Here is a 13,676-nt window from a genome sequence, read left to right as displayed (position 1 = left end):
ATCACGACGCCTGTGGCATCGCGCCGAGTCGCTCCCGGATGCGCTCGCCCGCGTCACGTAGTGCGGCGAGTTCCTCGGGTGCGAGCGGGATGGTGACAATCTCGCGGAGCCCTCGACGGCCGAGTCGGACCGGCAGGCCGAGGTACACGTCGCTGATGCCGTAGCTCCCGTCGGCGAGCACCGCCGCCGACATCACCTCGTCGCTCTCACGGATCATCGCGAGCACCATGCGCGCCGCCGACATTCCGGGCGCCATGAAGGCGCTGCCGGTCTTGAGCAGACCGACGACCTCACCGCCGGACCCTCGGGCCCGATCGACGACGGCGTCGAGGCGCGCCTGGGACACCACCTGCGGGAGCGGACGCCCGGCCGAGGTGGCACGGGAGAGCGGGATGACCATCTCCTCGCCGTGGCTGCCCAGGGCGACCGCGTCGACCGAACGGGCCCGACCCACCCCGTCCTCGAGCGCGATCAGCGCCTGGAAGCGCGCGGTGTCGAGGACGCCGGCCATGCCGAGGACCCGCGAGGACGGGAACTCCGACGAGGTCCACGCGTGCTGGGTCATTTCGTCGAGCGGGTTGGTCACGACGACGATCACCGCGCGCGGCGAGGTCGCCGCGACCCGTCGCGCGAGGTCCCCCACGATGGCAGCGTTCGTGCTGACGAGGTCGGCGCGGGTCATGCCGGGCTGGCGCGGTCTTCCCGCGGTGATGACGACGTAGTCCGCCGGGCCGGCCTCCTCGACGGTGCCGACCCCTCTGACCCGGGTCGTGAAGTCCGACAGGGGGGCGGTGTGCTGGAGGTCCAGGGCGACACCGGCCGCGCGACCCTCGTCGATGTCGACGAGGACGACCTCGTCGACGACGTCCGCGTCGGCGAGGCGCATCGCGGCGATCATCCCGACGTGACCGGCCCCCACGACGACGACACGGCTCGGGCCTCCATCGGCTACCCCGGAACCGCTCGAGAGTCCGCCGGGCAGTGGAGCACCGCGCCGGAACAGCGCCGGCGACGGCGGGCGCATCGAATGCACCGAGCCTGCCGAGTCCAGGTCGGGGGTCAGCGCCATCGGTGATGATGACGGCGAGGAGGAGCCGTTGCGCCGGGTCCCGGCGGTCGTGGCCGAGCTCCGGGTCCCCTGCGCCCGATCGGTCGTCCCCGAGGACGGGGGCGTCACCGGTGGAGCGGTCGTCGGCCGGTCGGCAGTGTCCGCGTCCGCGATCGTCACGCCGAGTTCGCGGGCCCGCTCGCGCGCGAGCGGGGTGACGATGTCCCTCGGGCCCACCCTCAGCGTCGCGCTGCGGGCCGCGGCGGCGTCGACGTCAGAGGCACCCCAGATGGTGCTCACCGGCTAGCCTCCTGTCCCTTGATCTCCTCGAGGGCCGCGACGGCGGCGTCCCGCGCGGACTGCACCTCGCTCTCGGTGCCGGAGAGGAACATGCGGCCGAAACGCCCGACGGCACGGAGCTCGATGACCGTGATCGATGCGGCCTTCTCGGCTTCGTTCGCGGCCACGGAGATGTAGGCGGCCGGGGCGACCTCCATGATGAACAGGCTCTGGCCCGGCATGAGCATGCTGCCCTTGCGCCATTTGTTGAGCAGCTGCGCCTGGTAGGGGTGCACGTTCGTGATGAACTGGGTCGAGGCGATCGTCGGGGCGATCCGGTCGGTCTCGAGCAGGCCGAACTCGTCGAGGATGGCCTGTCCGGACGCGAGCACCTCGGCCTGCTGCTCCGAGTGGATCTCGAGCAGCCCGAATTCGCGTTCGATGATCTGCAGGGCGGGCCGTACCCCGGCGGCCTTGAGGGCGATGTCAGCGGCCCGGAACACGTCGTTCCCGGGCGCCATCTCGATGTAGAGCTCGGCCATCCCGGCGATCGGGACGTCACCGGGACTCGTCGCGGCGATGTGGGCTGCGCACTGGGGCTGCATGCGGTCGATGAAGGCGTAGGTCCGCAGGGACGTGCCCGACCTCGGACTGGTCATGGAGTCGCTCCTTCGGGACAGCTCCTGGCGATCCCCAACGGCGTGATGAGCAGGGCGTGCGGATGAGTGATGACGGTCCGGTGCAGGTAGCGGGCCAGCACGTCGCCGGCGCGCGGGATCATGAGGGCGCCGCCGGCCAGGTAGAGCGGCAGGTCGGCGTCGACGCCTCGGGTCATGGATCGGATCGACTCCCCGATGCGGTGCAGGTTCGGGGTGACGATCGGCAGCGCGTCGGCGGGTCGCTCCCGTTTGAAGCGCTCGGCCTCGGCGAGGTCGACGTCCAGCGCACCGGCGAGGACCAGGTCGAGGTGGTGACCACCGCCGGGACGGTCGTCGAGCCGCACGAGCTCGCCGCCACGGAACACCCCGACACCGGTCGAGCCGCCGCCGACGTCGACGACCACCCCGTCGGCGACCTCGAGGGTCCGCTGAGCGGCGCTGACCTCGTCCACGAGCTCGACCCGCTCGAATCCCGCGGTCTCGCACACGTAGGTACAGGCACGCGCGTCGGCGACGGGGATGCACGGCGGGTAGGCCGTCGCCGCGGACGCCAGCTCGAGCCCGAGGGCGTCCTGTGCGCTGTCGCGCAGTGCCCGCACGGTGGCGACCGCCTTGGCGAAGTCGACCACGACGCCGTCGTGCAGCGCCCCGGAGCCCGCCGACTCCACCCACACCGGCTCGTCGTCGTCGAGCACGACCAGCACACAGCTCGCCGTCCCGAGGTCGACCCCGACGCGAGGACGACGCGGCGTGCCTGCGGGTGCTGCTCCGACGCGAGCCGCCGCCGCGGCGAGGAACTCGTGGGGCCCCGTCCGCACATCTCCTCCGGTCGCTCCGTGAGCTCGCACGACGTCAGACCTCGACGCTGTCGTAGACGCTGCGCCAGGGCCGGACCTCGTGGGCGACCCGCTTGATGTTGATCAGATGCAGGGGGGTGACGTTGTCCGAGCAGATCGAGCCGCTCCAGGTCCCGGTGCCGAGCTGGAACGACGGGTCGACGTCGGTCGAGTAGCCCATGCCCCCGAACAGGGCCGGGGTGTTCACGACGATGCGACCCGCCGGCAGTGCTGCGAACGGCGCGAGCTCCTGGGGGTCGGCCGCGTGCACCGCGGTGGTGTGCCCTTCCCCGCCGAGCGCGAGGATCTCGCGGCAGCGCGCCAGCCCGGCCTGCGGGTCGCGGGCCCGGTAGACCGACAGCACGGGTCCGAGGATCTCGCGGGAGAGAGGGGTGTCCTCCCCGACCCGGTCGAGCTCGCAGGCGAGGACCCGGGTGGATTCCGGTACCGAGAACCCGCAGAGGTCGGCGAGGCGACGGGCGGACTGGCCAACACTGGCCGGGCGCAGGGCCCCCCGCTCGTCGAAGAGCACGTCGACGAGCGCGGCCTGTTGATCGGGGTTCATCCAGAACGCGCCTCGATCGGCGAACGCCGCGAGGAACCGGTCTGCGACGGAATCGACCACGACGACCGACTGCTCCGCCACGCAGGCGGTGCCGTTGTCGAACGACTTCGAGGTGATGATCATCTCGGCTGCCTCGGCGGCATCCGGGACGCTCGCGCCCACGTAGGCGGGGACGTTGCCGGCTCCGACCGCGATGGTCGGTTTACCGCTGGAGTAGGCGGCGCGCACCATGCCGGGTCCGCCGGTGGCCAGGACCAGCGCGATCTCCTCGCGGCGCATCAGCTCGGCGGTCGCGGCGAGGGTGGGTGCCTCGAGGCAGGAGACCACGCCCTCGGGGGCGCCGGCCGCCACCGCGGCGTCGGCCATGATCTCGGCGGCGCGCAGCGTGCAGCGCGCTGCCCGGGGGTGCGGGGCGTGCACCACGGCGTTGCCCGACTTCACCGCGGCCAGGCTCTTGAACAGGGCCGTCGAGGTGGGATTCGTGACCGGGATGATCCCGGCGATGACCCCCATCGGGCTGCCGATCGCGGTGACGCGGGAGGCCTCGTCGGTCCAGAGCACGCCGACGGCCCGGCGCTCGAGCATCCATTGCGCGACGAAGCCGGTGTTGTACCGGTTCTTGTAGACCTTGTGCTCGTAGACGCCGTAGCCGGTCTCGTCGACGGCCAGCCGGGCGAGTTCCTCCGCGGCCTTGGTGCCCGCTCGGGCCATCGCCCGGACGTAACCGTCGAGGGTCTCCTGGTCGACGCCCTCGAGGCGGCGCACCGCCTCCTTGGCGGCACGCGCCTTCGCGCGGACGTCGGCGAGGCCGGCCAGATCAGCGTCGTCGGAGACGAAGCGCAGCGGAGCTCGACCATGACTCGTCGCGGTCATACCCACCTCCTCGGTTGCGTGGCGGGTGTCAGCCCTTCGGGCGGGCCAGGATCGCGAGGATGCTCTCGGTCTCGTCGTGCGGACGCGGGATGACGTGCACCGAGACGACCTCGCCGGCCTTGCCGGCCGCCACGGCGCCGGCGTCGGTGGCGGCCTTCACCGCTCCGACGTCACCGCGCACCATGACCGTCACCAGCCCGCCGCCGATCTCGCGGTGGCCGAGCACCTGCACGTTGGCGGCCTTGACCATCGCGTCGGCGGCCTCGATCGCGCCGACGAGTCCCTTGGTCTCGATCAGACCGAGCGCGCCGCGCATCGTCACCGCGCCGTTCGTGCCCGCTGCGGCCGGCGCCGTCGTGGTTGCCATGTCGTCCTCCCATGATTGGTGCTGCTCTGAGGTCCTGCGCGCGGCGTCAGGCCGTGCGGTGCAGTGCCGCCTCGTGGCGGATGACCGAGTCGGCGATCGCGACGACAGCCCGGTCGGTGGGGGTGTCGGCACCCGCGGCGACGCGCGCGGCGCTGCCGGTGGTCATGAGGACGACGTCGCCGCTGCCGGCACCGATCAGGTCGACCGCAACGCAGATGGCGCCTTCCCCGTCCGGCTCGTTGCCGGTGGTGTCCTGCACGAGCAGGAGCGAGACGTTGTCGAAGCCAGGTGAGCGGACGGTGGCCACGACCTGGCCCACCACGCGTCCGAGCAGCATCTCCGGCCTCCTCGTCGAGTACACGTCTCCCTGTCGCCGCCGCGCCCTGTGAGCCAGGTCTCGCCGGTCCTGGCCGACGCTAGGGCGGGGACGACCCCGACGGCGCTATCCCGGCCGGACAATGTCTCCGGGTTCCGCTGTCCCTCGCCGCCCTGGCTCATGCCCGCCTCGACCTCGACGCTGGCTCGTGACCGGAGCCACATCCCGCGCCCGTACCTGGAGGTCATCGGTGATCCGCGACGAGGACGCCCAGTTCCACCCGCCGACCAGTGACGACCCGCTGTGGGCCGAGACCAACTACTTCGGGCTCTATGCCGGTCAGGACACCGACCGGCCGGTGAACATCGGCCTCTACGCCCTGCACCGCAAGACGATGGGCATGGTCGGCTCGACCGTGTCGATCAACTCGCGGCGGGTGCGCGAGCCGTGGATGGCCGAGTACTGGGACTCCCAGAACCTCCCCGCGCCCGAGAGCCTGCTCGACTACGAGTTGCTCAACGGCCTCAAGGTCGTCTGCACGAAGCCGAACCAGGTCTGGGACGTCGACTACTCGGACCCGGCGGCCGACGTCGAGATCCATTTCCGGTACACGGCGATCATGCCGGCCTACGACATCAACGACCCCGAGCAGGATCCGCTCGCGGCCGTCCGGGACATGGCCAAGACCTGGGGGCACGCCTACGCCGGGCACTTCGACCAGTCGGGGCGGTACGAGGGCGAGGTCTCCGTGCGCGGCCGCACCCTCCCGATCGACTGTGTCGCCACGATGGACCACAGCTGGGGCGTGCGCTCCGAGCGCCAGACCTCCCGACTGTCGTGGATGCACGCCCACTTCGGCGAGGACCTCGTCGTCCACGGCCTGTTCGACTTCGACACGAGCAACGGACCGGACGGCGAGTCCCCGCTGAAGCTCACCCACGGCTACCTGGTGGAGAACGGCGAACTGCACGGCCTCTCGGCCGGCCACGGCGTCACGCAGCGCCGTGGCCTCTACCCCGAGCACATCGCCATCGAGGTCAGCGCCAGCGAGCGGACGATCGCCGTGGAGGGCGAGGCCCTCACCACGTTCCCGTGGTTGTCCCAGCCCGGCGTGGTCGGACACAACGTCCTCCTGCGCTGGAGCGCCGAGGGCCGCACCGGGTACGGCGAGTGCATGGACTTCGTCGGGCTCGGAGAGCTCGGCGCGGTCTACGACCGCGCATGAGCCCGCCCCCCGTGCGGGCGGTCGTGTTCGACCTCGACGGGACCCTGGTCCAGACCCGGATCGCGTCGTGGGAGGTCTTCGAGCCGATCAACCGCAGACACGGCCTGGGTGTCGACACCCCCCAGCGGTACTTCGACCTCTTCCGGGGCAACGTCTTCACCTCGATCCGCAACGTCTGCTCCACCGAGGCGCAGGCGAACGCAGCGACCGCGGACTTCCTCGCCGCGTTGCGCTCGCACTACTCCCCCCCGCTGGTACCGGGGATGCACGCCGTGGTCCGGCGCCTGGCGTCGCAGTGCACGCTCGCGGTGATGTCGTCGAACGCCATGGAGGTCCTGCGTCGCGTCCTGGTCGACAACGACCTCGCCTACTGCTTCGCGCACGTGTTCGGCGGCGACGTCGCCCCCGACAAGCGGGCCGCCCTGCGCTCGTTCCTGGCCGACGCCGGCAGCGGCTACGGCCGACGGTGTTCCGCCGACTACGACGAGGCGGGCGATGCGGACCGTCCCGACGCGTCGACGACGGTGCTCGTCACCGACACCGCGGGAGACGTTCGCGACGCCCGCGAGGTCGGGGTCCGCGTCGTCGGCGTCACCTGGGGCATGCACTCGGCTCGAGAGCTGACCGAAGCAGGCGCGGAGTTCGTCGCGCTGTGGCCCCAGGAAGTGCTCTCGCACCTGCTCGGTGACGAAGCGGCCCGCGAGCCGTCGGGAGCCTGTGCGATTCCGCAGCAGGCGTCCACCGGCTGTGGATGCGGCTGCGACGGCACCGGCTCGAAGCCGGCAGCCGGGGCAGCACCGATCACGCAGGAGGAGCCTGGTGAGCGGCGCCGCCGTCGACGCCGCGAGGCGGTCGCCGACAGCACCGCCCGCGTCCCGGCGCCCGCGACGCCTGCATCGGCGCGCGCGCCCCACCGAGACTCCACGGATGACGAGCTGCTCGCGGCCATGACCCGGATCTGCGGTGGCTGACTTGCTCGTCGGGGCACTGAACTTCCGGGACCTCGGCGGTCTACCGGCAGGACCAGGGCGACGGACCCGTCCCGGTGTGCTGTTCCGCAGTGACACCCTCCAGGCGCTGACCGACGACGACGTCGCGTTGCTCGTCGACCGTCTCGGGCTGGAGGTGGTGATCGACCTGCGGATCGACGACGAGGCCGTCCAACAGGGCCGGGGGCCGCTGGTCGGGCACGACGTGACCTACCTCAACGCGCCGCTGCGTGAGGCGGAGCCCGACGACGAGCCCCCCGCGCGGCAGGCGCTGCTGTTCTCGCTGATGCACCTCGAGGCGCCGACCTCGGTGCTCGGCTCGGTCATCCGCGCTGCCGCGGCCTTCGCCGGCCGCCCGACCGTGGTGCACTGCGCGGCCGGCAAGGACCGCACGGGTCTCGTGATCGCGCTCCTGCTCGCGCTCGCCGAGGTCGACCGCGAGGCCATCGTGGCGGACTACCTCGCCAGCGGGCCGAACATGGACGCGGTCAAGGCGCGCTTCGCCACCTGGCCCCGCTACGCGAACCACATGGCCTCGGTGAGCCCCGAGATGTACCTGGCTCACGAGGCGACAGTGCGCGGCATGCTCGACACCCTCGACGACCGCTACGGCGGGGCGCGGGGCTGGGCGCTCGCCCGAGGACTCGATGCGGCGTTGCTCGCGCGCTTCCCCGACCTGCTCCTGGAACCCACCGCGCCCTGACCCCGGCCGTGTGCCTGACCCGGGTGTGTGCGCCCGCGCTGGCTCCTGGTCAGCGCAGGCGCACACCGCGGTCGCTCAGTCCGCGAGGGCCGCGCGGCCCAGCCCGAGCAGCAGCGGGCGCACCTCCGGGAGGTCGACCGCGAATCGCCGGAAACCCAGGCCGAGCAGCTGGGCAGCGACCGCGTCGCACACCGTGCCCGCCAGCCGTACCCCCACGGGCGCGTCGACCGAGGCCGCCAGCCCATCGAGCAGCCGCACGACCGTCGGGTCGAGCGCGTGCCGCGGGTCGACGGGAAGCAGTCCCTTGGCGAGATAGGAGTCGAGCGGCTCTGCGGTGAGGAACTGCCGCGCGGGGATGCCGAACATCGCCGCCTGCAGCGCCCGCATCTCCAACCACACCACTGCGCTGTCGCCGGCCAGCCTGGTCACGTTCGCCACGGCACGAGGACTCGTCAGGTAGGTCCCGACGGCAGGAGCGCCTGGCCCCTGGTCGAGCGCGGCCAGCGCGGCTGCCTCGGCCGGGTCGGAGACGTGCCGGACCGCCAGGCGGAGCCGGCCGGAGTACCCAGTCGCGGCAGCCGCCTTGATCAGCCCCTCGCGCTGCGCCACGATCAGCTCGGGCACGCCGAGCGGCATCGCGAGCTCGGGGTGCCGGCTCGTGACCGCCGTCTGCTGGAGCAGCTCCCGCGACTCGTCGGCGAGCAGGTCGATCGCCCGGACGTCGACGTCGTGAGAGCCGGCCGCGGCGAGCAGCGGGGCGAACTGGGTTGCGATCGCATCCCTGACCTCGGAGAACGTGCCCGATCCGTCGAGTCCCTTGTCCAGCACCGTCTCCACCAGACGGTTCAGGTCGCCGGAGGCCGCGAGCACGTCATCGACCGCGGTCACCAGACCGGCCGCGCCGGCCGCCAGGGCGGCCGTGACGTCCGTGGGCACCGTGATCCGCGCCAGCACCTCGCAGCCCGAGGCCTCGCGTGCGGCGCCGAGCAGGGAGTCCATGGCCTCGGTGGCCTCGGCCGGCGTCGTCGTCGGCAGCGCCCCGGCGATCAGCTCGCCGGAGGCACCGTCGAGCGCCACCGGCTCACCCTCGGCGATCACCCGCTCCCCGACACGAGCGACACGGGCGTCCGCGTCGATGACGAGGTCCGAGGCACCGACCACACACGTGGTGCCCAAGGCGCGCGCCACGACGGCGGCGTGGCTGGTGGACCCGCCGGTCGAGGTCACGATGCCTGCTGCGGCGATCATGCCGTGGAGGTCCGCGGGGCTCGTCACCGAACGCCCGAGGATCACTGCGGCGCCGGCGGCGGCGCGGTCCTTCGCCCGGTCAGGGTCGAGGACCAGCTCGCCCGACACCTGCCCCGGGCAGGCACCGATCCCCGCCAGGAGAATCCGCCCGTCGCGGCGGGCGGCGGCCAGGGCGTCGGGATCGAAACCGGGGCGCTGGGCCTGGCGGAGCTGGTCGGCGGTGACCAGCAACAGGGCTCGTGCAGGCGACGCGGCGCCGTCGGCGAGCAGGTCCGCAGCGATGCGGACCGCGGCCTCGGCCGTGCGCTTGGCGCTGCGCACCTGCAGGAACCAGAGCACGCCGTGCTCGACGGTGAACTCGATGTCCAACACGTCACCGTGCCGGTTCTCGAGGTCGAGACACGACTGCTCGAGTTCGGAGAGCAGGACGGGCGGAAGTGCCTGCTGCACGGGGTCGGGAGTACGGACGCCGGCCACGACGTCCTCGCCCTGGGAGTGGGCGAGGTACTCGCCGTAGAGACCCGGTTCGCCGGTCACCGGGTTGCGGGTGAAGACCACCCCGGAGCCGGAGTCGTCGTCGAGGTTCCCGAAGACCATCGACTGCACGACGACTGCCGTGCCCATGTCGTGCGGGATGCCGTGGTGATCGCGGTAGGTCCGAGCCCGCCGAGTGTTCCACGAGCGGAACACCGCCTCCACGGCATGGACGAGTTGGTCCCAGGGCGTGGCTGGGACGCTCTCGCCGAGCTCCTCGTCGAGGGCCTCCTCCGCGGCGGCCCAGACCCGGTCGTAGACGGCTCCGGGCTCCTGCCCCGCCTCGACCGCGGCGACCAACGAGTCCACTGCAGGACGGTCGTCGAGGGCGCCGAGGACGATCTCGGAGTACATGGCGTGGAATCGCGCGACGAGGTCGGCCATGAACCGGGCGTTCGCGGACCGCTCTGCGATCGCGACGGCGGCCTCTCGGGAGAGCCCGAGATTGAGGACGGTGTCCATCATCCCGGGCATGGACACCGGCGCCCCGGACCGTACCGAGAGGAGCAGTGGTTCCGGGCCGGACCCGAAGGTCTTGCCGCTGGCGGCCTCGACGTCCGCGAGCCGGGCCCGCAGCTCCTCGGTGAGCCCTGCGGGGAGGGCCTGTTCTGCCAGATAGACGTGGCAGGCGGCGGTGGTGACGACGTAGCCGGGCGGGACCCGGAGTCCGTCCCGGGTCAGTCGCACCAACCCCGAGCCCTTGCCACCGAGCGCGTCGAGATCGACCGGCCCTTCATCGGTGAACGCGCGGGTCCAAGTGGACGCGCTCACTCCGTGCGCTCCCGCCCGAGCGTGCGCAGCAGGTCCTCGTGGAACTCGAACCAGATGTTGTGCACCGAGTCGCGCATCGGAGAGGACACCAGGTCGTGGTCACCCGAGTCGATACCGGCCAGGGCCGCCTCGAACCGCGTCGAGTAGGTCGCGAACCGGGCGTCGTGCGCGGCGAGCGCGGTGACGAGGCCCTCGAGCCGACCCACGAGCCGCTCGATGCGCGTGATGACCTTCTCGTCGTACTCGGCATCGCTGTGGTCGTTCGTGACCTTCTTGTCGCCGACGTCGATCTGCTGCCAGCTCGACATCGCCGTCAGGAACTGCGCGTTGGTGGTCTCGAACTTCCCGTCGAGCGCTGCGACCTCCGGGTCGGCGCGCACGGGCGCGTAGACCTCCGCAGCCGTGGCGGCCAGGGCCGGTTCGGCCTCGTTGGTCGGGAGCGCCGAGCCGCCGGCGACGACGACGAGTCCGGAGCCGGCGAGGCTCTCCAGTCGCTTCTCCACGTCCGCGGACGATGCTGCGATGACGGCGGCGATCGTGGGTGCGTCGGCCATTTTCTTCAGGGCGAGAACGTTCAGGACGTCGTAGTCGGGCTTGTCCATGGGGGTGGCTCCTCCGTCGCGCCAGCGAGCGCCGGGTGTCGCCTCGCGGCACCCGGCGCTCGCAGGACCATGCGGCTCGTTACAGGACCCGGTACTTGGACCGGTGGAGGTCGGTGCCTTCCGGGAACGGCAGATAGCCGGCGCCGGAGAAGATCTTCGAGGGCACCGTCTCCTGGGCGAAGCCGCGCTTGGTGATGTCGTAGTAGTAGTTCGCCACCCGCTGGTCGATCTCCCACAGGTCGTAGTCCCGGCAGGCCTTCTCGTAGGTTCCGGCCTTACGCATGTGCGGGAGGATCATGTCGATGTAGTAGACGTACTGGCCGTTCCAGATGAGGTCGCGGCGGCACATCTTCGACGTCTTCGTGTAGAGCTTCAGCGTCGCGGTCTGCACGCGACCGAGGTGGTCGCCCAGGTCGTCGATCTTGATGGGGTACACCTGCCCCATCGGCGTGTTCCACTTCTCCCGGGCGAACACCGCCCCGCCGATGATCGCCTCGATGTAGTTCTTCGGGCGCGTGAAGGTGGTGGAGATGTCGTTGACGCGAATTTCCTCGAGCCCCATCTTCTCGGGATCGATGACCATCGCCAGGGTGTAAGCGTGCGGCAGGCCTGCGTCCTCACTGACGTCGGACCAGTGGTAGATCTCCTCGTTGACGAAGAGGTCGCGCAGGATCAGCAGGTTGCCGTCGGGCAGCTCGTAGGGGCCGGTGTCGCCCAGCCCGAGTCGGTTGTCGTAGTGGTGCAGGAAGGCGAGCAGCTCGGTTGCGGCATTGAACTGCGTGAACGCCGAGTGCTTGGGGCTGCCGTGCTCGATCGGCTCTACCTGGGCGGTCAGCGTCTGGAGGAAGTCCTCGTCGTGGATCCGGGCGCGGTACCGGTCCTGGGAGTTGAGGATGTAGCCGTCCTGGCGCTTGCCCCACAGCACGCGCTGCATGAACTTCAGGATCTCGTTCGACTCCTGGACGTACTCGTCGGGCTTGATCGCCTCGAGGGCGAGCAGACCGCACCGGCCCATGCCGAAACCGACGGCGCCGATGCACCAGTCGTGCACCGAGTTGACCTTGGTGCCGATCTCGCGGCGAGCGGAGGCACCGATGTCCATGACGCCCTGGGCGCCCACCTCGCGGGTGGTCATCGCCAGCAGCTCCGGCCACCGGTAGAACTCGTGCATGAAGGCCAGGATCTCGTACTCCTGGCGGGGAATCATGCCCGAGACGCCCTCGGTGGCCCGCATGACGAGCACGTCCCAGATGTTCCAGGCGAGGTAGTTGTTGAGGTCGTTCAGCTCGTCGATGGAGAACTGGTCGTTGAGGACGTGCTCCTTGCTGACCTTCTCCAGCACCCCGCTCTTCGCACGGGACTTCATCATCTGGTCACCCTTGATGCCGTCGGTGACCGGCTCCATCCCGACGAAATTGCCGGTGTAGGTGAGGTCCTGGAAACGCAGGCCCTCGTCGCCCTCTTCGTAGCGCTTCTTGTACGTGGCGCGCTTGCCTTCAGTGGTCGTCATCTGCCGCTCCTGGTCGCGTGTCGTCGGCTCGGTGTCGTCTGGGTCCGTGCTCAGGCCGCGACCACGCGGCCGGTGTCGCCGTCGGTGCAGTCGAGCCGCACCCGCTTGCCGTCGAGCTCGCGTGCGATCTCCTCGAAGTGCGACTCGTCGGTGGAGCCGACGACGTAGCGGGAGTCGCTGCTGGTGAGGTGCGCGGTCATCACACAGGGCGTCTGGAACTCGCGGGAGAGGATGCCGAGGTGCGACTCCGGCGCCCCGGACATCGTGATCACGCCGATGGCGCCCATCGAGAGGGCCGGCGCGAGGAACGTGGTCGTCCCACCGCGGACCAGCAGGATGTGCTCCGCGAGCTTCCCCGACTGGATCAGGGTGATCACGTCCGCTGGGGACGACAGGTACTTGATCGTGCCCTCGGGCGACTTCTGCGTGTCGAAGACGTTGTAGCCCTCGGCCAGGACGTCGGCCATGAGTTCCTCCTCGAACTGGTCGATGTGCGGGCCCGTCCGCCCCTCGGCGCCACCGCCGCCCGCCGCGTTGCTCAGGTCACAGTGCCCTGGATCACGTACGACGCCGATGGCGAGCGCGGACAAAAGACGCCGACATGCTTGTCTGGCTCGGATAGGCCCTTCTGGAGGCGCCGCCACGGCGGACCATGGCCGTCCCGCAGCGACGACCCGCACCCCCGGAAGGCACCGAGCCACCGCTCACCTCGACCGCACCCGGCGCTCCACGCAGGAGACTTCGGGACGACCCGAGGCAGACACGACACGAACACTGCGTCGTCCACAGCACCGAGGCCACCCCCGATCGGGGGTGGCGACGGGACTCATCGCTCCCGCAGGGACAAGCAAGCTCGTGTCGGCTGTCCGTCCGGCCCATCGAGAGGGCTCGGCCGTTCTGCAACCGTCGATACGGCGCCCGGACAAGGGCAGCAGGAAGGAGGGGATCGTGTTCTCCATTCGCGTCCGTTCGACCGGACATGACTCCTGGCACGACATCGAGGCGATCAGCGCCGAGCACGCCATCCGCCAACTCCTCGAGGACGTCGACTCGCCCGGCCCCTGGCGGTTCGAGTTCCTGCTCGCCGTACCGACGCCACACCCCGACGGGCAGGCGGGACAGCAGCCGGTGCCGCTCGGCAGGCGCTGATC

At 70.9% G+C, this 13,676-nt stretch carries 14 protein-coding genes; 4 read left to right on the top strand and 10 right to left on the bottom strand.

Going from position 1 to position 13,676, the window contains the following annotated elements; all coding sequences use genetic code 11:
- Window position 1: 1 nt before the first annotated feature.
- From WCD74_RS08460 to WCD74_RS08435, 6 genes are all read right to left on the bottom strand, one after another.
- A complete protein-coding gene (locus WCD74_RS08460; RefSeq protein ID WP_337694401.1) occupies window positions 2-1,348 on the bottom strand; it encodes a malate dehydrogenase in 1,347 nt (448 codons plus the stop codon).
- On the bottom strand, window positions 1,345-1,986 hold the full coding sequence (locus WCD74_RS08455) for a BMC domain-containing protein (RefSeq protein WP_337694400.1): 642 nt from the start codon (window positions 1,984-1,986) through the stop codon (window positions 1,345-1,347). The genes WCD74_RS08460 and WCD74_RS08455 overlap by 4 nt, the downstream gene beginning before the upstream one ends.
- The gene (eutJ, locus tag WCD74_RS08450; protein WP_337694399.1) at window positions 1,983-2,804 is read right to left on the bottom strand and encodes an ethanolamine utilization protein EutJ; all 822 of its coding nucleotides are present in this window, start codon (window positions 2,802-2,804) and stop codon (window positions 1,983-1,985) included. The genes WCD74_RS08455 and eutJ overlap by 4 nt, the downstream gene beginning before the upstream one ends.
- 34 nt (window positions 2,805-2,838) lie before the next feature.
- Window positions 2,839-4,260, bottom strand: a complete 1,422-nt coding sequence (locus tag WCD74_RS08445) for an aldehyde dehydrogenase family protein (RefSeq protein ID WP_337694398.1) — start codon at window positions 4,258-4,260, stop codon at window positions 2,839-2,841.
- A gap of 28 nt (window positions 4,261-4,288) precedes the next feature.
- Window positions 4,289-4,576, bottom strand: a complete 288-nt coding sequence (locus tag WCD74_RS08440; protein ID WP_337694778.1) for a BMC domain-containing protein — start codon at window positions 4,574-4,576, stop codon at window positions 4,289-4,291.
- Between the two features lie 97 nt (window positions 4,577-4,673).
- Window positions 4,674-4,964 carry a EutN/CcmL family microcompartment protein gene (locus tag WCD74_RS08435; RefSeq protein WP_337694397.1) on the bottom strand — a complete coding sequence of 97 codons (291 nt, stop codon included), beginning with the start codon at window positions 4,962-4,964 and terminating at the stop codon, window positions 4,674-4,676.
- Between the two features lie 229 nt (window positions 4,965-5,193).
- On the opposite strand from WCD74_RS08435, the gene WCD74_RS08430 reads away from it, so the two are divergent.
- Genes WCD74_RS08430 through WCD74_RS08420 form a run of 3 tightly spaced genes read left to right on the top strand, consistent with a single transcriptional unit; the run spans window position 5,194 to window position 7,860 of the window.
- Entirely contained in the window at window positions 5,194-6,168 is a 975-nt protein-coding gene (locus tag WCD74_RS08430; protein ID WP_337694396.1) for a DUF7064 domain-containing protein, read from the top strand.
- Complete coding sequence (locus tag WCD74_RS08425) at window positions 6,165-7,139, top strand: HAD family hydrolase (protein ID WP_337694395.1); 975 nt, start codon at window positions 6,165-6,167, stop codon at window positions 7,137-7,139. The genes WCD74_RS08430 and WCD74_RS08425 overlap by 4 nt, the downstream gene beginning before the upstream one ends.
- Window positions 7,132-7,860 carry a tyrosine-protein phosphatase gene (locus tag WCD74_RS08420; RefSeq protein WP_337694394.1) on the top strand — a complete coding sequence of 243 codons (729 nt, stop codon included), beginning with the start codon at window positions 7,132-7,134 and terminating at the stop codon, window positions 7,858-7,860. The genes WCD74_RS08425 and WCD74_RS08420 overlap by 8 nt, the downstream gene beginning before the upstream one ends.
- 75 nt (window positions 7,861-7,935) lie before the next feature.
- On the opposite strand, the gene WCD74_RS08415 is transcribed toward WCD74_RS08420, so the two are convergent.
- The 4 genes from WCD74_RS08415 to WCD74_RS08400 all read right to left on the bottom strand — a co-directional run bounded on the left by WCD74_RS08415 (window position 7,936) and on the right by WCD74_RS08400 (window position 12,992).
- On the bottom strand, window positions 7,936-10,413 hold the full coding sequence (locus WCD74_RS08415; RefSeq protein ID WP_337694393.1) for a pyruvate, phosphate dikinase: 2,478 nt from the start codon (window positions 10,411-10,413) through the stop codon (window positions 7,936-7,938).
- Window positions 10,410-11,015, bottom strand: coding sequence for a hypothetical protein (locus WCD74_RS08410; RefSeq protein WP_337694392.1), 606 nt, complete (start codon window positions 11,013-11,015; stop codon window positions 10,410-10,412). Before WCD74_RS08410 ends, WCD74_RS08415 begins: the two co-directional genes overlap by 4 nt.
- A 79-nt stretch (window positions 11,016-11,094) precedes the next feature.
- Window positions 11,095-12,525, bottom strand: coding sequence for a hypothetical protein (locus WCD74_RS08405; protein WP_337694391.1), 1,431 nt, complete (start codon window positions 12,523-12,525; stop codon window positions 11,095-11,097).
- A 50-nt stretch (window positions 12,526-12,575) separates the two neighbouring features.
- A complete protein-coding gene (locus WCD74_RS08400) occupies window positions 12,576-12,992 on the bottom strand; it encodes a PEP-utilizing enzyme (RefSeq protein WP_337694390.1) in 417 nt (138 codons plus the stop codon).
- A gap of 481 nt (window positions 12,993-13,473) precedes the next feature.
- Here WCD74_RS08400 and WCD74_RS08395 point away from each other — a divergent pair, with 481 nt between their 5' ends.
- Window positions 13,474-13,674: a hypothetical protein gene (locus WCD74_RS08395; protein ID WP_337694389.1), complete on the top strand. Its 201-nt coding sequence runs from the start codon at window positions 13,474-13,476 to the stop codon at window positions 13,672-13,674.
- Window positions 13,675-13,676: the final 2 nt, after the last annotated feature.

This window comes from Actinomycetospora aurantiaca (assembly GCF_037401875.1).
GTDB classification, from domain to species: Bacteria; Actinomycetota; Actinomycetes; order Mycobacteriales; family Pseudonocardiaceae; genus Actinomycetospora; species Actinomycetospora aurantiaca.
This window is presented reverse-complemented; position numbering and strand designations above follow the sequence as displayed.

Excerpts from the sequence above, each read along its gene's own strand:
- WCD74_RS08410 (WP_337694392.1), bottom strand. The coding sequence starts at position 11,015 with ATGGACAAGCCCGACTACGACGTCCTGAACGTTCTCGCCCTGAAGAAA.
- WCD74_RS08405 (WP_337694391.1), bottom strand. The coding sequence starts at position 12,525 with ATGACGACCACTGAAGGCAAGCGCGCCACGTACAAGAAGCGCTACGAA.
- WCD74_RS08440 (WP_337694778.1), bottom strand. The coding sequence starts at position 4,576 with ATGCGCGGCGCGCTCGGTCTGATCGAGACCAAGGGACTCGTCGGCGCG.
- WCD74_RS08425 (WP_337694395.1), top strand. The coding sequence starts at position 6,165 with ATGAGCCCGCCCCCCGTGCGGGCGGTCGTGTTCGACCTCGACGGGACC.
- WCD74_RS08435 (WP_337694397.1), bottom strand. The coding sequence starts at position 4,964 with ATGCTGCTCGGACGCGTGGTGGGCCAGGTCGTGGCCACCGTCCGCTCA.
- WCD74_RS08445 (WP_337694398.1), bottom strand. The coding sequence starts at position 4,260 with ATGACCGCGACGAGTCATGGTCGAGCTCCGCTGCGCTTCGTCTCCGAC.
- WCD74_RS08455 (WP_337694400.1), bottom strand. The coding sequence starts at position 1,986 with ATGACCAGTCCGAGGTCGGGCACGTCCCTGCGGACCTACGCCTTCATC.
- WCD74_RS08400 (WP_337694390.1), bottom strand. The coding sequence starts at position 12,992 with ATGGCCGACGTCCTGGCCGAGGGCTACAACGTCTTCGACACGCAGAAG.